Genomic DNA, 19,541 nt, shown 5'->3' on the forward strand with positions numbered 1-19,541 from the left:
GGCTGCGCGTCGACGCTCCGCCGTTCTCGGCCTGGTCGGGGACGCAGCGCTTCGTGGTGACGCTGACGGCGGTGACGGGCGTGACGAACTGATGACGTCGAAACAACGCAAAGGAGAGAGCTGAGATGAAAACGAGGATGAAGGACCTGACGGGAGTGCTGCTCTCGGCGGCGCTGGCGCTGCTGGGAGCGGGCGGGGCGTTGGCGGCGGACACGAATCCGCTCAACGACTCGGACTCGCTGACCATCACGATCACGCCCGCGACGGACCTGGGGGTGGATGTGGATACGACGACGACGCGGTTCAGCGCCGCGGACACGCCGGGGACGATGAGCCTCTCGCTGGCGCTGGGGGCGACGGCGTACTTCGTGAGCCCGGCGACGGTGACGATCCTGGGGAACTTCAACAACCAGGAAGTGGAGCTGAAGGCTCAGGCGCTGGACCAGTGGACCGTCGACGCGGACGATGTGGTCAACGAGACGAACGCAGCGCAGCTGTACGCCTTGTTCGCGCAGGACAAGGACGCGCACCCGGATGAGGCGGAGTTCCAGCAGGGTGACGATGGCCGGCACATGGTGAGGACGGCTCCGGCGGTGGCCGGCGAACCGGACGGAGCGGAGGACGACACCCTCGCCGCCAACACCTACGAGATCAACAACGGAGACATGCCGAACGGGGCAGACATGGATAACTTGCCGGTGAACACGGTGCGGCAATTGTGGCTGCGCTTGGACGCGCCGACGTTCTCGGACTGGTCCGGCGTGCAGCGTTTCGTGGTGACGCTGACCGCGGTGACGGGAGTGACGAACTAGGAGGTCGCGATGAATCGCATACGAGAGCTCTACGGAGCGCGCGGAGCGCCGGCAGCGGAGGCGGGAGCGTCCGTCCCCCTCCGCCGGCGGCAGCGCGCCCGCGGGGAGCCCTCGTGCGCCGACGGGACTCTACACGGCGGGAGGGACACCGCTGCCGGATGAGCGGCGCCTGAACGAGTGGCGAACGGAATGGATCGACGGTTGAGCGGCATGGGCAGCGCGGCCCGCATGGGCCTGCGCAGGGCGCGGCGTTTCGCCGCCGCCTGGATGCTCTGCGTCGCCCTGACCCCCCCGGTCCCCGCGCAGGCCTTCGAGCGCGACGACGACTCGTTCACCATCTCCGTCCGTCCCGTGGACATCTGGCCCCCCGCTCCGGTCACCGACCTGGTCGGCACCGCGGGGGCCGAAGGACAGGCGTTCCTCCAGTGGACGGCCCCGCAGGAGAGCACGGGGACCCATCCGACCGCGGTCGCGGCCGCGAGCTATCAGCTGCGCGTCGCGACCTTCAGCGTACAGGACCTCGGCGGAGACACGACCGCCTGGTTCAGTCTGGCCGCACCCGTTCCGGCGCCTCTTCCGATGGCGCCGGGCTCGCAGCAGAGCGTGTTGACGGCCCTCGAGGGCGGGACGACCTACTACTTCGCCCTCAAGACCGTCGACGTCGTCGGGAACGTCTCGATCATCGACGTCAACGCCCGCGGAGGCGCCGCTCAGCAGGCGCGCGTCCCCGTCGTCGGCGTCGCCGGCGTCACCGACCTGTCCGCCGTGCCGGGGACTGCCAACGGGAGCATCGACCTCGTCTGGTCGGCTCCCGGCCGCGTCGGCACGCTCGAGCCCAGCCGCTACGAGCTGCGCGTCTCCACGAGCGCCCAGATCCCGGACGACGCCGCCTTCCAGACCGCGCGTCCCCTCACCGCCTTCTCCTCCTCGACTCCGCCGGTGCCGGGAGTCCCCGGGGCCCGCCCCGTCTTCACGGTCTCGGGCCTGACGCCGTCGGCGACCTACTACTTCGCCGTGCGCCTCGTCGATTCCGGCGCGCCCGCCTACAAGGGCGCCTGGCGCCGGGCCGGGCCCTTCGGCCTCAATCTTTCGAATTCCGCGGTCGCGCGCTACGTCGGCGTGGCGCCTTCCGCCGTCACGGACCTCTCCGCGGCGCCCGATCTCGCTCAGCTGCGCGCCATCCGGCTCAACTGGACCTCCCCGGCCGTGCCCGGCGGGACGCCGGTCGACCACTACATCGTCAAGGTCAACACCCTCAGCCTCGCCTCGTACGGCGGCTCCGCCGACGCCTGGTTCGACCTCGCCGATGCGACCACGGTCGTCACCGCCTCCGCCCTCCCGGCGGGCGCCACCGAGACCTTGAGCGTCGGCGGCCTGAGCCAGTTCTTCGACTACTATGTCGCGGTCAAGTCCGTCGACCTCATCGGCCTGACCTCGTTGATCGACGCCAAGACGGCGGGCGTCTCGACCCAGCCTTTCGCGCGCCCGCGCCAGATTGCCGCCATCTCGAACCTGACGGCCCTCCCCGGAGCCGCGTCGGGAAGCGTCTCTTTGACCTGGACCGAGCCGGATTCCGCGGAGCTCATCGCGCCGCTGGCCTACGATCTGCGCGTCTCCACGGTCGCGAACATGGATGACGACGCCTCCTTCGACGCGGCACAGCCGCTTTCGGCCTTCTCGGGGACGCCGCTCTCCGTGCCGACCGGCAGCGTCGGTCCCGCCGCGCTGGTCGTCACGGGTCTGACGCCCTTCACGACCTACTACTTCGCGCTCCGCATGCAGGACTCCCAGCCGGTCGTGAGCCAGTGGTCCCGTCTCCCGCTGCTCGCGATCAACGCGAACAACTACAGCCTCCCGAACCGCATCCCCGGTCCGCCCGACGCCGTCACGGACCTCACCGCGCTGACGGGGGCCGACGACGGAGAGATCGCGCTCGCGTGGACCGCGCCGCGCAACCCGAACTTCACCACCGTGACGAGCTACGAGCTCCGCTACGCGACGTTCTCGCGTGCGGGAGTCGTCAGCGACGCGGCCTGGCTCTCGCGTGCGGAGACCCGGACGCTCGCCCCGGCGAAGGCGCCGGGCGCGCTCGAGGGTCTGACGCTGACCGGCCTGACGCCCACGCTCTACTTCTTCGCGGTGCGTTCCATCGACCGCGGCGGGGATGTCTCCCCCCTCGACCTTGCCGCGGCGACCCCGGCCCAGGCCCAGGCGCGCTCGCGCGGCATCTCGCCCGTCACCGACCTCCACGCGGGAGCGGGCGCCTCGGCCGGCGAGCTGCAGCTGAGCTGGAGCGAGCCCGGCCGCTCGGGGACCCAGGCGCCGGAACGCTACGAGCTGCGCGCCTCGAGCGCCTCCAACATCGGCGACGACGCGGCCTTCGCGGCGGCCCAGCCGCTCTCGGTCTTCACCGGTACCCCCCTCCCGGCGCCCACCACGGCGTACGGCGAGACGAGGACGCTCGTCCTCACGGGCCTCAACCCGCTGACGACCTACTACTTCGCTCTGCGCGTCGAGGACTCCTCCGGCACCGCGCGCCTCGGGCGCTGGCTGCGCGATCCCGCGCTGGGCCTCAACGCCTCGAACTTCGGGCTGCCGCGCTTCGTCCTGACGGCCCCGGACGCGGTCACGGACCTGACCGCGCTCGCGACGGCGAGCGAGGGCGAGCTCGCGCTCGCCTGGACCGCGCCGCGCAACGCGAACTTCGTCCCGATCGCGCGCTATGAGCTGCGCTTCGCGACCTTCTCCATCGCCCAGACCGGAGGAGACTCCGCGGCCTGGTACGCGCTCTCCGCGGCGAGCGCCGCCGCCGTTTCCCCCGCGCACGACCCCGGAAGCGTCGAGACCTTCCTCCTCCAGGGCCTCAACGCCTCCTCGACCTTCTACTTCGCCGTGCGCTCCTACGACGCCATCAGCGAGGTCTCCGCGCTCGATGCGCGCGCGACCGGCGGGCTCCAGGTCTTCGCCAAGCCCTTCAACCTGCCCCCCGCGACGCCCTCCGGCCTGAGCGCCGGCAACGGGCTCAACAAGGCGTTCGTGCGCTGGGACGCCCTCTCGCCGGCCCAGGCCGGCGTGGACTTCAAGGAGTACGCGCTCTACCGCTCCAGCCAGTCGGGAGGACCCTACGATCTGCGCATCGCCACGACCGCGGCGGCGCTGACCGACTGGCCGCTGACCGCCTTCACGACCTACTACTACCGGATCTCCGGCCGCGACCAGGAGGGTCTCGAGAGCACGCTTTCGCCCGTCGTCGCCGCGCTGCCCTACACCCTGCCGCCGATGGAGCCCCTGGGCCTGACCCAGAGCATCAGCTCCAACACGTTCAACCTGAACTGGTCGACGACGACCCGCTTCGCCGACGGCACGCTCTTCGAGAGCACGGGGACCCCGCTCGCCGACGAGCTCATCGGCTACCAGGTCTCGCGCTCGACCGACCCCTGCGACCACTTCTCGCTCTCCGCGGTCAACGGGGTGAGCCAGACGAGCTTCACCGACGTCACCAACGGAGACCTCTTCTACTACCGCCTCCGCTCGTACAACACCCTGGGCGTGTCGACGGACTCTCTGGCGATCAGTTCTCTGGGCGACCGCTCCTACTTCATCGACGACTGCGCCTCGCGCGTCGTGCTGCCGAACTCCTCGGCGGACCTCCTCCTCAACGGCGCGCGCAACGGCCTCGGAGACGACATCCAGATCGCCCGCCGCCGCCTCCCCCAGGAGGTCGGCGACAAGATCTTCCAGTCCGTCGAGTTCGTCCCGATGCTCGGCGGCGTGAGCGAGGTCAAGAACCTGGTCCTCGCGCCGCCGGTCCCGGTGGTCCTCCACTTCGTTACCCAGGGAGGCAAGCCCGTGCCGCATACGAGCGGGGTCTCCCTGCAGGATGTCCGCGCCCAGAAGGGGACGGTCCTCGCCGCCGCCGAGGACGACGTCCAGAACCTCGGCATCTTCTGGAACAACGGCGTCGAGTTCAAGAAGCTCTACGGCAAGGTGGATGCCGCCGAGCAGACCGTCACCGTCGTCACGCCCAACCTCGGACGCTTCCAGGTCCGCGGCATCTTCCGCGAGCAGGGCGTCACTTTCGACCTCTCGAACATCACCAGTCGCATCTTCACCCCCAACGGGGACGGCAAGAACGACGTGGTGATCTTCAGCTTCGACAATCCGAAGAACGCGTCGGTCGAGGGCAAGATCTACGACCTGCGCGGGGCGTTCGTCGCGATGATGGCGCCGGGGCCGCTCGAGAACTCGCTGATGTGGGACGGGAAGATGGACGGCCGCACGGTGACGGGCGGCGTCTACATCTATCAAGTGAAGGGCGACGGGAAGACTTTCAACGGGACCTTGGTGGTGGCGCGCTGAGCGTCATAAAGGAAGAGGGATTATGAAAAAACAGAAAGAAATTCACGGAAATCTCGCAAGGGAGCGCGTGCTCAACTGGACCCTCGTGGCGCTCGGGGCCCTCGCGGCGGCGCTCCTCGGCGCCACGCTGGAGACCGGCCGCCTCAACGCCGCCTCCAACGGCGCGTTCCGCTACCTCGGCGCCCTCGTGCGGGTCATCACCCCCAACGGCGACGGGCGCAACGACATCGGGATCCTCTGCGTGGACAACCCGAAGGCCTCGGCCGTCTCGGGCGTCGTCTACGACCTGCGCGGCCATGCGGTCTCCGAGATGCTCTTCATCCCCGAGACCGGCTCGGCCATCAAGCCGCAGTGCCAGTCGGCCTATCCGGGCGCGAGGCAATACGACGCCTTGACCTGGGACGGACGCGCCGGCGGGCGCGCCGTCTCGGCCGGAGTGTACCTCTGGCAGATCCAATCCGAGGACGCGACGGTCTCGGGGACCGTCGTGGTGGCGAGGTGAGAGCCATGAAAAACACGATCCTTCTTCTCGCGGTCCTTCTCGCGGCGGCCTCCATCCGGCCCGCCGAGGCGGCCTATGACGACGTGGGCGTCGGCGCCCGCGTGACCGGCATGGGGAACGCCTTCACCGCGGTGGCCGACGACGCCTACGCGGTCTACTACAACCCGGCCGGACTCGGGATCATCGACCGGCCGCAGCTGACGACGACCTATTCGAAGCTCTTCACGGGGCTCTCGGACAAGTCGAACCTGCAGAACTCCTTCCTGGCCTACGCCCAGCCCATCGACGGCGGGCGCAAGGGCGGCTGGGGCGCGGCGTGGAACTACTTCACGCTCGACGACCTCTACAAGGAGATGAGCGTCTACGGCTCCTACGGCCGCAGGCTCTTCGCGGAGGCGGCGCCCCACGGCTTCTACGCCGGCGCGAGCATGAAGTACCTCACCCGCTCGCTCGGCCACGTCGCCGCGGCCGACAACGCGTTCAGCAACACCGGCGTCGCGGACCAGGGAGTCGACCCCGTGCTCCAGAAAGGCGGGCAGTCGAACATGGACTTCGACCTGGGGTTCCTCTACCGCCCCCGTCCGAAGGTCTCGCTGGGCCTGGCGATCCAGCACCTCTTCGAGCCGAACATCGCCATCTCGAGCTCCGACAGCGACAAGCTCGGGCGCAACGTGAAGCTCGGCGCGGCCTATCAGACGGGGTGGATGACGCTGACCTCCGAGCTGCAGCTGCTCAAGGCCCCCAACGGAGCCACCGACCGCGTGATGACGGTGGCCGGCGAGAAATGGCTGCCGACCCTGGTGCACGGGACCTTCGGCCTGCGCGGCGCGCTCGGCTTCGGCGACCGCGACTACCGGCAGATCGCGGTGGGCCTCTCCTACCGCGTCAGCCGCATCCAGGTCGACTACGGCTTCAACATCCCGCTGGGGACCGTCTCCAACACCATGGGGACGCACCGCATGGGGATGAGCTTCCGCTTCGGCCGCCCCCGCGGGGCGGAGCCGAAGTTCTCCGAGGCCATCCTCGAGAACATGCGCGAGCTCGCCGAGGTCGGGACCCCCGAGTTCCGGGCCCAGGCCGAGGACCTCGCGCTCTACAAGCGCACCGCCCAGCGCGAGTTCCTGCGCCAGGCGCGCCTGGACACGGCGGAAGGCCGCTTCGCCGACGCCCGCGAGAAGCTCGCGCAGGCGGCGGGCCTCAACCCCAGCGACCGGGGCCTCGCGATGAGCCTCGAGCGCATGAGCGCGGTCTCCGGGACCTTCCCGCTGGTGACCCAGTTCCACACGGACGCGGGAGAGGCCGCCCTCTACGAGGGCGTCATGGACTTCCTCTCCGGGAAGGACCGCGAGGCGCTGCGCAAGTTCTCCTACGCGCAGAGCCTCAACCCGGCCGACGAGCGCTACGAGCGCATGCTCCAGGTCGTGGAGGGCAAGGCGGGCGTGGCGCGCGCGCCGGCGCCTGCGGCGCCGACGACGGCGCCGACGCTCGGGCGCGAGAAGATCGTGGGCGCGAGCCTCGCGCTCATGGAGGTCGCGCTGCGCGACGGCGACTACGACAAGGTCCTCAAACTCGCGCGCGAGGTCCTCGAGGTCGCGCCGGAGAACGTGCTCGCGCACAAGCGCATGGCGACCGCGTACTACGCGCAGAAGGACTATCCGAAGGCGCTGAAGTCCCTGCGCCTGGCCCACCGCTTCGAGGTTGACGCGGAGGCCCGGAGGTCGCTAAAGTCCTACATCGACGCGCTGGTGCAGCTCATGGAGCGCAAGGCCCGGGAGGTCGAGCGCGCCGCCCAGCCGGTCGAGAAGCCGGCGGCCGCAGCCGCGCCGGCGCCGCTGGAGATCCAGCGCCTCTACGAGGCCGGCGTCGACCTCTACGCGCAGGGGCGCCTCAGCGAGGCCGCGACCATGTTCCAGCGCATCCTGGACGTGGACGCGAACAACGCCTCGGCCCGGCGCGCGCTTCAGCGCGTGCAGGCCGAGATCCTGCAGGGAGGCTCGCGCTAGCCGGAAGCGAGGAAACGATGACGATACGCCTGAAGCTCATGGTCGCGATGACGACGCTCTTCGCCGTCTCGTTCGGCGGCCTGGGCTACGGACTCGTGACCCTGCAGGAGCGGCATCTCGTCGCGGAGAGCCAGGACCGCGTGCGCATCATCGAGGGCACCGTCGAGCGCGCTGCGCGCGACGCCCTCCTCAACCGCGACGAGGTGCTGCTGATCAGCTACGTGAAGTTCCTGCAGGCGCAGTTCCCCTCCATCGCCTACTGCCGCATCCAGTGGGAGGAGGGGACCCACTCCGAGACTCGCACGGTGGGGACCGCGCGCTCGGGTCCGGAGCTCTTCGAGCGCCTCATCATCGTCCGGGATCCCGCCGACGGCCGGCGGCGCGTCTCCCTCTCCGTCGGCATCGACGGAGAGGAGCTCAGCGCCCGCGTCAAGCAGCAGGTCGGCCGGCTGCAGCGCGACCTCGCGCGGCTCTTCGGCATCACCCTCATCGCGACCCTGCTCTTCACGGGCTGGTTCGCGAGCCGACTCACGCAGCCCCTGCACGCGCTTTCCGAGGGCGCCGCGCAGATCGCGAAGGGCCGGCTCGGCCTGCGCCTCGAGTGGAGGTCCAAAGACGAGATCGGGGCGCTCGTCGAGTCCTTCAACAACATGTCGGCGCGCCTCGAGGACCTCGACGCGATGAAGCGCGACTTCGTCTCCTCGGTCACCCACGAGCTGCGCTCGCCGCTGGGGGCCATCGAGTCCTTCCTGAACCTCCTGCAGGCCAAGGCCGCGGGAGGGCAGTCGGCCGACCCGCAGCAGTTCTGGGAGTACTTCGGCCGCATCCAGGCCAACGTACGGCGGCTCTCGGGCTTCATCAACGACCTCCTCGACGTCGCCAAGATCGAGCGCGGGAAGATGGAGTGCCACCTCAAGCCGACGCGTCTGCAGGGCGTCGCCGACGAGGTCGTCCAGTTCTTCGAGGCGAAGAGCCGGGAGCTGAACATCACGCTCTCCAACCGGCTCGACGCGGGCATCGGCGAGGTCCAGGCCGACCCGGAACGGGTGCGGCAGGTGCTCGTGAACCTCATCGCGAACGCCTTGAAGTTCACCCCCTCCGGCGGCCAGGTCTGGATCCAGGGAGAGGCCTACCGCGAGGGCGGGGCGCGCTTCCTCGAGGTCGCGGTCGCCGACACGGGGCGCGGGATGGACGACGAGGACCTCCGGAACCTCTTCCAGCGCTTCCAGCAGGGCAAGAACATCCAGTCCGGAGTGCACGGGACCAAGGGCACCGGACTGGGGCTCTTCATCGTGAAGTCCATCGTGGAGGCGCACGGAGGGAAGGTCAGCGCGCGCTCCGCGCCGGGGAAGGGGACGCAGTTCCTTTTCACCCTCCGGATGTCGTAAGATGAGAGGCGAAGCGGAGGAAAGGATGCCCGTGAAAGTGCTGGTCGTCGACGACGAGGACGATTTTCGCGTCATCATCAAGGACGTGCTCGACGGGGCGGGCTTCGACGTGCGCCTCGCCACCGACGGCATGGACGGGCTCGCCAAGGCGGAGGAGTTCAAGCCCGACGCGGTGCTCGTCGATTGGATGATGCCCAAGATGGACGGACAGTCCTTCGTGCAGGCTCTGCGCCGCTCCCCCGCCACCGCCGAGGTCCCGGTGATCATGCTCACCGTCAAGCAGACCGCCGACGACGAACTCGAGGCCCTGCACTTCGGCGTCGACGACTTCATCATCAAGCCCTTCAAGCCGGAGGACCTCCTCGCGCGCCTGCGCGCGGTCCTGCGGCGCGCCCGCGCCTGACGCGGTCGACGACATGCGCCTGAAGACCCTCTCCGCCGCCCTCGTGCTGGGGCTTTGCTCGGCTCTCGCCTGGCTCGCCCTGCGTCCGGGCGGCGAGGCGCGGCGGCTCGAGATCCCCCCCGGGACCGGCGCTTACGGCGCGGCGGCCATCCTGGCCCGCGAGGGGGTCTGTCCCGACTGGGCCTTCCGGGCCGCCGCCAAGCTCACCGGCGCGGACCGCCGCCTCAAGCCCGGGGTCTACCTCCTGCGCAAGGGCATGGGCGCGTTCCCGGCCCTGCTCGTCATCCGCGAGGGGCGCAGCGAGCGCGCGCGGATCGTCGTTCCGGAGGGCTTCATGGCCGCGCAGATCGCCGCGCGGCTCGAGGAGAACGGGGTCTGCAAGGCGGCCGACTTCATGGAGTACGTCCGCGCCAACAACCTCGAGGGCTACCTCTTCCCGACGACCTATTTCTTCGACCGCGGCACGCCCGCCGTCGACGTCGCGCACCACATGCACGACGCCTTCCGCGCGGCCATGGAGCCGGTCTTCTCCGCCTCCCCGCAGAGGCGCTTCACCCTCTCCCAGGCCCTCACGCTCGCGGCCATCGTGCAGCGCGAGGCGAAGCTCTCCGCCGAGATGCCGACCATCGCCGCGGTCTACGTCAACCGTCTCGACCGGCGCATGCGCCTGCAGGCGGACCCGACGGTGCAGTACGCGCTGGGCCGGGACACCGGGGAGTGGCCGAAGGCCCTGAGGCGTTCGGACCTGCGCATGCTCTCGAAGTACAACACCTACGAGTACTTCGGCCTTCCGCCGGGCCCCATCTGCAGCCCGGGCGTGGAGGCGCTGAAGGCGGCCCTCGAGCCGGCGCGGACCGACGCGACCTACTTCGTGGCGGACGACAAGGGCGGACACATCTTCAGCCGGACCAACGAAGAGCACCTGCAGGCGCGCGCGAAGGTCAAGCGCGAGCGCCGTCTCCAGCAGAAGTAGCAGGGAATCCCGGCGGGATCCCCCTCCGGGGATTCCCGACTACTCTTCAAGCCGGATGGTCGCGCCCTTGTCCGGCGGCAGCTCGCAGGCGACGACCTCCCCGCGCTCTCCCGGCGCCATCCTCTCCACCCGGAAGCGCTCCCGGCTGAGGACGCGGTCGTTGGAGAGGGCCCGCACGAGCTCTTCCGCGCGCCGCTGCGCGAGCGCGGAGTCCGGGGCCTTCTGCCGCAGCTCCAGTCGCAGAGGCGCTCCGGGAGGCAGCGAGCGTTCTAGGCGTTCGGCCATCGGGGCGAGGTAGTCGGCCGCCTCGGGGTAGGGCTCCGAGGAGCCCGGCGGGAAGATCCGGCCGAGCGCGGCCTCCATGCGCAGCGTGGAGAGGTTGTCGCGGTAGGCCAGCGAGGAGGTCTCGACCGGCTCGCTCTCGAGCACGACCCGCGCCCCGGCGTTGACGCCCGCGAAGAGGAAGCGGCAGCGGTCCCCCGCCCTCAGGATCGTGCGCCCGAGGGCGTCGGCGCCGTTCCACTCGAGCGGCTCGACGAGGCGGCCGGAGCCGTCGGCGCGCCAGAGCGCCCGCTCCCCTCGGCCCTCGCAGAAGACCTCGAAGCTCCAGCGCTCGAAGGACTGCGTCGCGGCCCTGGGCGAGAGTACGAGGAAGGGAGCCTCCGGGAAGGGCCGGTCGAGGCGGCGCTGGAGGGCCAGGAGGCGGAGTTTCGGCAGTTCGGTGCGCCGCTCCCCGCGGTAGAGCTCGAGCGACTCCACGACCTCGTCGACGACCGCCGCGTCGGGGAGCGGGGGAGGCACCCGTGCCGGCGGCGCGGCCGGGCCCTTGCCCTTGATGGTGATGTCCTGCCGCACGACCGCCTCGCCCGGCTTCGCGTCGTCCTGCGCGGCCGGCGGCGCGGCGGCGAGGAGCGCGGCCAGGAGCAAGGGGCTCACTTGTAAGGGTCCGTGGCCAGCGCGATCTCCTTCGCGCCGGCCTTCTTCGCGGCGAGCAGGAGCCGCTGGACGGTGCGGTAGGGCACTTTCTTGTCCACGCGCAGCACGACGCCGGCTCCCGGGCTGCGCTCGAGCTCGGCGCGCAGGGCGTCTTCGAGCTCCGGCCAGCTCGAGTCGCGGGAGCCGACGGCGAGGCGCTCCTCGCTCGTGCAGGTCAGCGCGACGGTCTTCCCCGGGGCGGGCACGGCCGAGGAGCGCGGCAGGTCGATGGGGTAGTGCGGGTACGAGAGGAGCGGGGCGGTGACGAAGAGGATGACGAGCAGGACCAGCGAGATGTCGATGACCGGGATGATGTTGACCTCGGTCATGGGCTCGGCCTGGTCCTGCCCCATGCGCAGGCGCATGAGCGGGTAGCGGCTCACGGAGCCCCCGGACCCGGCGCGGCGGCCGGTGGCTGAGTCTCCTCGGTCTGGACGAGGGCCACCGAGGAGGCGCCGTTGTAGCGCAGCGTCTCGAGCATGTGGACGACGCGCCCGTGCGGGACGTCCGGGTGGGGCGCCACGAACACTTTCCGGTCGGTGCGCCGGGCCAGCTCCTCGCGCACGAAGGCCATGAACTCCCCGGGGCCGGGGAAGCGTCGTCCGGCCGCGCCGATCGTCCCGTCGGGGGAGAGGGAGACCACCAGCACGGGCTCCGGCTCGGGGGCCTGCGCCGCGGCGGGTTCGGGGGCGGCTTGCGCGGCGTCGCGGCCGGCGGCCCTCACCGTCAGCGCCGAGGGGGTCATCATCGGGGAGAGGACGAGGAGGATGATGAGCAGGACCAGCGAGACGTCGGCCAGCGGCACGACGTTGATGTCGCTGATGGCCTTGCGCTCCTCCTCCGCGAGGAAGGGGTTCAATCAGCCCTTCGCGGGGACCTCGGCCAGGACGCGGGCGAGCTCGAGCACCCACAGGTCGAGGGTCGCGAGGCGCTCGCGCGCCGCGAGCGTGAAGTAGTTGTAGAGCACCGCGCTGAAGACGGCCACGCCGATGCCCGCCGCGGTGGCGACGAGGGCCTCGGAGATTCCCGCGGCGACGACCGCGGGGCCGCCGGTGCCGGCCGCCGCGAGGTCGTGGAAGGCGCGCATGATGCCGAGCACGGTCCCCAGGAGCCCGATGAGCGGAGCGATGAAGCTCGCCGTGCCGAAGAGGCCGAGGCGGCGGTTGAGCTCCATCGAGAAGCGCTGGCGGTGGAGCTGGAAGGCCTCGACGAGGCGCTCCGTGCTCCGCTCGGGGAGCAGGAGCAGCCGCAGGAAGGCCTGGCCGATGGGGTCGGCGGAGCGCTCGCAGAGCGTGATCGCTCCTCCGCGGTCGCCCTCCTCGAGGCGGGCGAGCACGCGCTCCCAGAAGGCGTAGGGCAGGCGGCGGGCCGCCCAGAAGACGTAGAGCCGTTCGAGCGCCTGGCCGACGACGAGCACCGAGAGGACGAGCAGCGCCGGCATCGCGAGACTGACGCGCATCATCTGCGAGAGGGTCATGCTTTCCATGATGGGGACAGTATACGAAACCGGGGTTAGGCGCGGGGCTTGGCCTTCTTCCCCCCCTTCGGGGCCCCCTTCTTCTTCGCGGGCGCGGGAGCCTTCTTCTCGTTGTACGCCTTGCGGTCGATGAGGTCCTGGAGGCGCTCGAGAGCGGTCTTCTTGAGCGCGGGGTCCGAGACGAGCCGGACGAGCTCGCTGTAGACCGACATGGCCTTCAGCGGCTCTTCGTCGAGCTCATAGAGAAGTCCCAGGCGCAGGAGGCCGTTGAGACGCAGGGCATCGGTGGCGGGGTTCACGGCGTAGAGCTCCTCGTAGGCCCGGCGCGCGAGCGCGCGCTGCTTGAGCTTCTCGCGGCAGCGGGCGGCTCCGAAGAGCGCCTTCGCGCGGAGCTCCGGCGAGCGGACCTTCGCGTACGCCTCGGCCGCCGCGGCCGTGCGGCCGAGCTCCTCGCGCATCGTCCCGGTCTCGAGCCAGACCCGCTCGGCGCGCTCGCGGCTCGGGAAGCGTGCGAGGAACTTCTCGAAGGCTTCGAGCCCCTCCTCCTTGCGTCCGGCCCGGACGAGGGCCAGGGCCCGGTTGTAGAGCGCGTCGGCCGCGAGCGCGTCCCCTCCGGCCTCCGCCCGGCGGTAGGCGGCCTCGCTGCCCCCGTAATCACCCGACTTGAGCATGGCGTTGCCGAGCCGGAAGGCGGCCTCGCGCGCCTGCGGCGCCTGGGGGAAGCGCTCGGGGAGCGTCTTCCAGAGCGCGGCCGCGTCGGCGGGGCGGCCCGTCTTCTCGAGGCATTCGGCCTGCTTGAAGAGCGCCTCGGGGACGTTGCGGTCCTCCGGGAAGTCCGACACGAGCCGGCCGAGGTGGCTCAACGCCGCGGCGCAGTCGTCCTTCGTCAGCGCCTCGCGTCCGAGCTCCCAGCGGATGCGCGCGGCCACCGGGCGCGCCGGGCGGCGGTCCAGGACCTCGAGGAAGGCGGGCTCCGCGCGCGCGCCCTGCATCCACCAGCTCGTCAGGAGCAGCTCCTCCACCTGCGCGGTACGCGCGTCGCCGGGATGTTCGGCGAGGAATCTCCGGTAGAGTTCGACGGCGCCCTTCCAGTCTTTCGTGTTGTAGCGGGTCTGGGCGATGAGGAGCACGGACTCCTTCTCACGCTCGGCGTCCGCGCCGGCCGCCCGCGCCATCTTCTCGAAGTGGGACGCGGCGTCCGCCATCTTCCCGGCGTCGGCGCGCAGCAGGCCGAGCTGGAGGTGGGCGTCGGAGGCGCGCACGGAGGAGGCGTGCTTCCTGAGCAGGGCCTCGAAGGCGGCGGCGGCCTCGGCGGGCCGCCCCGCGCGGCGCAGCATGAGCCCCTGGAGGTAGAGCGCGTCGGCGCGTGCGAGATGGTCCGGGAAGCGCTCGGCGAAGTCGGCGTAGGCGGCGGCGGACTCCTTCCAGCGGCGCGCGCGCGCCAGGACGTGGCCCAGGGAGAGGCGGGTCGCGCTGGAGAGCCGCTCGATCTTCGCGCGGTCGGCCGCCTCGACGGCCCGGCGCATGTCGTGAGACGCGTCCTCGCCGAAGCCCAGAGCGTCCTCCCCGGCCGCGAGCGCGGCGAGGAGGAAGGGCTCCAGCGCGGAGCGCCCCGGCGCGGAGAGGGCCAGGCGCCAGCGCGCGAGCGCGCTCTCGCGCCGGCCCTCCGCGTCCTCGTCGGCTGCGCGCCAGGCCTGCGCGAGCAGCGACCAGCGGTCGGTCCGGTCCGGAGCGTCGGCGACCGCGTCGCGCAGGCCGCGCCGGTCTCCTCGCGCGAACTGCGCCGAGGCGAGCAGGTACGCGGCGCGCGAGCGCAGGCCGGCGGGGCCGCCGCGGGCGACGGCCTCGAGTTCGGGGACGGCGGCGTCGAGCTCTCCGCGGCGCAGGAGCAGAGCGCCCCGCAGGAGTCGGACCTCGCCGGCGGATGCGTGAGCGGCGTGGCGGCGCAGGAAGAGCCCGCATTCCAGCAGGGCGGGTGCGAAGCGGCGGCCCTGCAGCGCCGACTGGATGCGGCCGAGCGCGGCGTCGGGGCCCTCGCGGGAGTCCGCGGGAAGGTCGGCGGAGTCCTCGTCGTCGGGCGGGAGCTCCTTCGTGATGGCCGCCAGCAGCGCGCGGCCGCGGGCCGCCCACTCCGAGTCGGGGTAGCGGTGGATGAGGATCTGCAGCTGGCGGCGGGCGCGGTCGTAGTCCTTCTCGCGCACCGCGAACTCCGAGGTCCGGTAGAGGTCGAGCGCCATGAACGGCGCGTTGGGGTCCGCCACCTTCATGCTCGAGTCGAGGGACTCGTTGAAGTTCGTCTTCGCGCCCGCGTAGTCGCGCTCCTGGTACTGGAGCTCCCCGACGATGGCCCCGGCTTCCATGGAGAAGGAGTGCCAGGTCTCCGGGCGGAACTCCTCCTCCTGCGGGGGCGCCTTGGCATCAAGGCGTCCGAAAAACGCGGCGGGAAGAAGGAGGCCTGTCAGAGCGAAGGCTCTTCTGAACGCCGCGTTTTTCGGACGGGGGCTCACGAAGGAAGTTTAGCAGAAACGACGCGGACGGGAATCCCCGTTGGGGATTCCCGTTATCCCATGGTGAAGTGGAAGGTCACGACGCCCCAGGTGTCGGGCGCGGAGCCGCGGACGGCCTCGAAGCGCCAGCGCCCGAGGGCGTCGAGCGCGACGCGGTCGAGCTCGGGGAAGCCGGAGGTGCGGCGCACGGCCATCGCGCGCTGGACGGTGCCGTCCTCGAGGACCTGGAAGCGGATCTGGACGACGAGGTCGAGACCGCGCTCGGAGACCCAGTCGGGGCAGGCCGGCACCTCGCGGTGCGCGAGGCGGCGGTTGCCCACCGGACCCTCGAGCGACCAGGCGACGCCGCCGCCGTCCTGCACGGGACCGCCGCCGGCGGGCTCCAGGTCGCGCGTCGTGGAGCCGCCTCGGCCGCGGGGGTCGGCGACCTCGGCCTGAGGCGCGCGGGTCTCGGCGCCGGGGCGGGATGCGCGCGCCGGCGCGGGGGCGGCGGCGAGGGCGTCCTGGAGGGCGTCGTCGGGGTCGGGGAGCATGGCGAGCCGGCTCTCGAGCTCCACCTTGCGGCGTTTGCGCTCGGCGACCTGCTCGGCGCGGATGCGGGCCTGTTCCTGAGCGAGGCGGACGCGCTCGGCGCGCTCGGCGGCGAGGCGCTCTTTGCGCTCGGCCTTCTTCAGGGCGAGCTCGCGGAGCATCTCGGGGGAGAGGGCGGGCTTCTTCGGCTTGGCCTCGGGCTTCTTCGCCTCCGGCCTGGGCTCCGGGGCGCCGGCGCGGGCTTCCTCGGGCCGGTACTCGCCCTGCCCGTAGGCGGGCATGGTGTCCTTCTCCTCGGCCGCGGCCGGCACGGGGGCCAGCGAGGGGGTCGGCGAGGCGACGAGTTCGACCGGGATGTTATGGTCCTGGGGGGCGGAGGAGGGCCCCCAGATGAGCGCCGGGTCCTTGAGCAGGAGGCCGCCGTGGAGGAGGACGGCGACGGTGATGAAAGCGAGGTCCCGCCGGAAGCTTTCGCCGCGTTCGTAGATGCCCATACGCACTATGAGTATTGCGCGCGTAGGGGGTCCGGAAGCAGTGTCCTAGGGCCCAGAAGGGCCTGGGTCCTTTGGGGGCATAGGAACGGCTTCTCCGTCGGAGGGGCTGAGGGGCGAGAAGGGCCTATTAAGGAAACTTAAGGGGTTCCAGAATGCGCGATTATATGAGCAGAAATCGGAATGTCCAGGATCGAATAGGGCAATGGCCGTTGGTTGCTGTCGTTGCAGCCGCCGCGTCGCGTTACGGTGGGTGGGCGGGGGCGGCGGCGCTACGGCCGGTGTGCGCTCTGCGCACACCGGCCGAGACCCCACGCCGACAACGACGCTCATAAGCGGACGAGTTTGGTATAATCAATCGTCGTCGCGAAACCATACGGGCCTGTAGCTCAGCTGGGAGAGCGCTTCCTTCGCAAGGAAGAGGTCAGCGGTTCGATCCCGCTCAGGTCCACCACTTTAAAACCGAAGGGCTCCCTCACGGGGGCCCTTCGGTTTTAAAGTGGTGTATGTGGGTCGGGGCGAACCGCTGACCGGCTATCAGGCCAGGGTCGGCGCCTGGTCGTTGAGGGCCGAAGGCCCGCGCCGACCCTGCGGTTCGATCCCGCTCAGGTCCACCACTTTAAAACCGAAGGGCTCCCTCACGGGGGCCCTTCGGTTTTAAAGTGATGGGTGTAGGGCCGGGATCGAACCGCTGACCGCTATTAGGCCCAGGGTCGCCGCTTAGGACGTTCAGGCCGAAGGCCTGCGGCGAGCCTGCGGTTCGATCCCGCTCAGGTCCACCACTTTAAAACCGAAGGGCTCCCTCACGGGGGCCCTTCGGTTTTAAAGTGGTGGGTGTAGGGCCGGGATCGAACCGCTGACCGGCTATCCTAGGCCTTGTCGTTCCGGCCGCGCCCGTTATAATACTCCCATGCCCGCAGACTCCGACTCCGTCACGCCGCTGGGTCGTTTCGCCGCCGCTTGGGGCCTCTTCGGCGTCGCACTGCTCCTCTGCAGCGCGGTGGGGCGCATGGCGCCGCCGGCGCTGGAGGGCATGCGCTCCGGCATGGACGCGGCGCACTGGACGGCCTTCGCGCTCGTCTGTCTGCTCATGGGCTACGGCATGGGCTGCCGGGGCCTCGTCCGGAGCTTCGCTCCCCGCGTCGCGGCGCGCGCGCTCCATCTCCTGCGCGCGCCGACGCCCGTGCGGGCCGCGCTCGCTCCCTTCTTCTGCATGAGCTTCTTCGCCGCGCCGGCGCGCCGACTCCGGCTTTCCTGGGGGCTCACCGCGACGATGATCGTCCTCATCGTCCTCGTCCACGGCCTCCGCCAGCCCTGGCACGGCATCGTGGACGCGGGGGTCTGCGTCGGGCTCTTCGAGGGACTCGCCGCGCTCGCGTTCCACGGGGTGCGCGACCTGCTCACGGGCGTTCCCAGCCGCGAACCAGAGGTTTGCTAGGGCTGGGAACGCCCCTCACCCCGCGCGCGGTGCGCGCTCACCCCTCTCCCGCGTGGCGGGAGAGGGGTCTTGATTTAGTGCTTAGGGAGTCTCTGGATGTTCGCGGCGGCTTCGGCGTTCTTCGGGTCGAGGCGCAGGGCCTGCCGGAAGCACTCCTGCGCCCCCGCGTAGTCCCCCGTCATCGCCAGTGCCGCCCCGAGGTTGTTGAAGGAGTGCGGGATGGGGTTGGTCCGTGCGGCCTCGCGCAGGTGCGGGAGGGCCTCGCCCGGACGGCCCAGGCGCAACAGGTCGAGCGCGTAGTTGTAGCGCGCCTCTCCCCGATCGGGCTCCGTCTTGAGGACCGCCGCGTACTGGGCCAGCGCGTCGTTCGGCAGCCCGAGCGCATCGAGGGCGACGCCGAGGTTGAAGCGCGCGTCCGAGTAGCCCGGCTTGAGCGCGAGCGCGCGGCCGAGCTTTTCGACGGCCTTCTGCGGCTGGCCCGCGCGGATGAAGGCGACGCCGAGGTTGTTGAAGATCTCCGCTCCCTCCGGGAAGAGCTCGGCCGCCTTCGCGAACTCGTCCATCCCGTCTCCGAGCCGGTCCTGCTCGAGGTAGAGCTTCCCGAGGTTGTTGCGGGCGATCCAGGCCGCGGGGTTCTTCGCGAGCGTGTCCTTCCAGAGCTCCTCGAGACTGCGGTAGGCGCGCGAGCGCATGAAGGTCAGCGCGAGCAGGGCGGCGGCGAGGACGGCGGCGAGCGCCCCGCCCCAGGGCCGGCGCAGGCGCATGAGCCCGGCGGCCAGCAGGGCGAGCGGACCGGCGCTGGCGAGGTACTGGAAGTGGTCGGCGACGAAGGAGTAACGGAACGGGTAGACGTTGAAGAACCCGAGAGCCGGGAAGAGCGTCGCGACGAAGAAGGCGAGGGCGAAGAGCGCCGCGCGCGCCTCGGCGCGGCGGCGCAGCGCCAGGAGGCCGGCGAAGAGGACGGCGAGGGCGGCCGGCGGCGCCCACTGCGTGAGGCCGCCCGGGTCGAGCGCCCAGCGCGGATAGACGAAGGAGAGCGGGTGCGGGAACGCCAGCTTGCCGAGATAGAACCAGGGGATGCGGCCGGCGAGGAGAAGGCGCTCGAAGGGGCCCAGGGCCCATGCGGCGCCCTGCGCCCCGACGCGATGGGCCTCGTACCAGACCGTGACCAGGCCGAGGGCTCCGCCGAACGCGAAGAAGGGCAGCAGCGGCCGGAGGTCCTGCCAGCCGGGGCGGCGGTCCTCCTTCCAGGCGAGCGCGAGGAGGATCGCGACGGGCAGGGTGCAGGCGACCGTCTTGCTCCAGAGCGCGCAGAGGAAGAGCCCGAGGGCCGCCGCGTAGAGCCGTCGGCGGCGCTGCCCCGCCGCGTTCCGGAAGGCCCAGTAGGAGAGGAAGGCGAGGAGATAGAAGAGGGTCGAGAGCAGGTTCTTGCGCTCGGCGATCCAGGCGGCCGTCTCCGCGTGCACCGGATGGAGCGCGAAGAGGAGGGCGGCGGCCCAGCCGCCGGGCACGGCGAGGACGGCGAGGGCCTCCGAGAGGAGCAGCGCGTTCCCCGCGTGCAGGGCCGCGTTGACGGCGCGGTAGCCCGCCGGGTGCAGGCCCCAGAGGCGGCGCTCGACCCAGAAGGAGCTGAAGACGAGCGGGTAGTACTGCGGGGTCCTGGGCTTCACCCAGATGCGCAG

The 19,541-nt window shown here is 71.0% G+C and carries 15 protein-coding genes and 1 tRNA gene; 9 read left to right on the forward strand and 7 right to left on the reverse strand.

Annotation, left to right across the window (positions count from 1 at the left end):
• The first annotated feature begins 137 nt into the window (after positions 1 to 137).
• The 7 genes from WC969_02580 to mltG all read left to right on the forward strand — a co-directional run bounded on the left by WC969_02580 (position 138) and on the right by mltG (position 10,440).
• Entirely contained in the window at positions 138 to 812 is a 675-nt protein-coding gene (locus tag WC969_02580) for a hypothetical protein (GenBank protein MFA6028722.1), read from the forward strand.
• Positions 813 to 1,001: 189 nt separating this feature from the next.
• Positions 1,002 to 5,171, forward strand: a complete 4,170-nt coding sequence (locus WC969_02585; GenBank protein MFA6028723.1) for a hypothetical protein — start codon at positions 1,002 to 1,004, stop codon at positions 5,169 to 5,171.
• 67 nt (positions 5,172 to 5,238) lie between these two features.
• Positions 5,239 to 5,673 carry a hypothetical protein gene (locus WC969_02590; protein ID MFA6028724.1) on the forward strand — a complete coding sequence of 145 codons (435 nt, stop codon included), beginning with the start codon at positions 5,239 to 5,241 and terminating at the stop codon, positions 5,671 to 5,673.
• A 5-nt stretch (positions 5,674 to 5,678) separates the two neighbouring features.
• Positions 5,679 to 7,676 (forward strand): type IX secretion system membrane protein PorP/SprF, encoded by a 1,998-nt coding sequence (locus WC969_02595; protein ID MFA6028725.1) that lies wholly within the window; start codon positions 5,679 to 5,681, stop codon positions 7,674 to 7,676.
• Between the two features lie 17 nt (positions 7,677 to 7,693).
• Positions 7,694 to 9,064 (forward strand): HAMP domain-containing sensor histidine kinase, encoded by a 1,371-nt coding sequence (locus WC969_02600; GenBank protein ID MFA6028726.1) that lies wholly within the window; start codon positions 7,694 to 7,696, stop codon positions 9,062 to 9,064.
• A 25-nt stretch (positions 9,065 to 9,089) separates the two neighbouring features.
• A complete protein-coding gene (locus WC969_02605; protein MFA6028727.1) occupies positions 9,090 to 9,467 on the forward strand; it encodes a response regulator in 378 nt (125 codons plus the stop codon).
• Positions 9,468 to 9,480: 13 nt separating this feature from the next.
• Positions 9,481 to 10,440 carry an endolytic transglycosylase MltG gene (gene mltG, locus WC969_02610; GenBank protein ID MFA6028728.1) on the forward strand — a complete coding sequence of 320 codons (960 nt, stop codon included), beginning with the start codon at positions 9,481 to 9,483 and terminating at the stop codon, positions 10,438 to 10,440.
• Between the two features lie 39 nt (positions 10,441 to 10,479).
• On the opposite strand, the gene WC969_02615 is transcribed toward mltG, so the two are convergent.
• The 6 genes from WC969_02615 to WC969_02640 are packed head-to-tail and all read right to left on the reverse strand — an operon-like array spanning position 10,480 to position 16,424.
• Positions 10,480 to 11,376 carry a hypothetical protein gene (locus WC969_02615; protein MFA6028729.1) on the reverse strand — a complete coding sequence of 299 codons (897 nt, stop codon included), beginning with the start codon at positions 11,374 to 11,376 and terminating at the stop codon, positions 10,480 to 10,482.
• The gene (locus tag WC969_02620) at positions 11,373 to 11,798 is read right to left on the reverse strand and encodes a biopolymer transporter ExbD (GenBank protein ID MFA6028730.1); all 426 of its coding nucleotides are present in this window, start codon (positions 11,796 to 11,798) and stop codon (positions 11,373 to 11,375) included. The genes WC969_02615 and WC969_02620 overlap by 4 nt, the downstream gene beginning before the upstream one ends.
• Positions 11,795 to 12,274 carry a biopolymer transporter ExbD gene (locus WC969_02625; GenBank protein ID MFA6028731.1) on the reverse strand — a complete coding sequence of 160 codons (480 nt, stop codon included), beginning with the start codon at positions 12,272 to 12,274 and terminating at the stop codon, positions 11,795 to 11,797. The genes WC969_02620 and WC969_02625 overlap by 4 nt, the downstream gene beginning before the upstream one ends.
• Positions 12,275 to 12,901, reverse strand: a complete 627-nt coding sequence (locus WC969_02630; GenBank protein MFA6028732.1) for a MotA/TolQ/ExbB proton channel family protein — start codon at positions 12,899 to 12,901, stop codon at positions 12,275 to 12,277.
• Positions 12,902 to 12,927: 26 nt separating this feature from the next.
• Positions 12,928 to 15,399: a tetratricopeptide repeat protein gene (locus WC969_02635; GenBank protein ID MFA6028733.1), complete on the reverse strand. Its 2,472-nt coding sequence runs from the start codon at positions 15,397 to 15,399 to the stop codon at positions 12,928 to 12,930.
• 53 nt (positions 15,400 to 15,452) lie between these two features.
• Positions 15,453 to 16,424, reverse strand: coding sequence for a TonB family protein (locus tag WC969_02640; GenBank protein MFA6028734.1), 972 nt, complete (start codon positions 16,422 to 16,424; stop codon positions 15,453 to 15,455).
• A 375-nt stretch (positions 16,425 to 16,799) separates the two neighbouring features.
• On the opposite strand from WC969_02640, the gene WC969_02645 reads away from it, so the two are divergent.
• Both WC969_02645 and WC969_02650 read left to right on the forward strand, forming a co-directional pair.
• A tRNA-Ala gene (locus WC969_02645) sits at positions 16,800 to 16,875 on the forward strand.
• A gap of 456 nt (positions 16,876 to 17,331) precedes the next feature.
• Positions 17,332 to 17,859 carry a hypothetical protein gene (locus WC969_02650; protein ID MFA6028735.1) on the forward strand — a complete coding sequence of 176 codons (528 nt, stop codon included), beginning with the start codon at positions 17,332 to 17,334 and terminating at the stop codon, positions 17,857 to 17,859.
• Positions 17,860 to 17,933: 74 nt separating this feature from the next.
• Here the strand turns inward: WC969_02650 and WC969_02655 are convergent, their stop codons facing one another.
• On the reverse strand, positions 17,934 to 19,529 hold the full coding sequence (locus WC969_02655) for a tetratricopeptide repeat protein (GenBank protein MFA6028736.1): 1,596 nt from the start codon (positions 19,527 to 19,529) through the stop codon (positions 17,934 to 17,936).
• Positions 19,530 to 19,541: the final 12 nt, after the last annotated feature.

The organism is Elusimicrobiota bacterium (assembly GCA_041660925.1).
GTDB lineage: Bacteria > Elusimicrobiota > Elusimicrobia > UBA1565 > UBA1565 > JBAZUV01.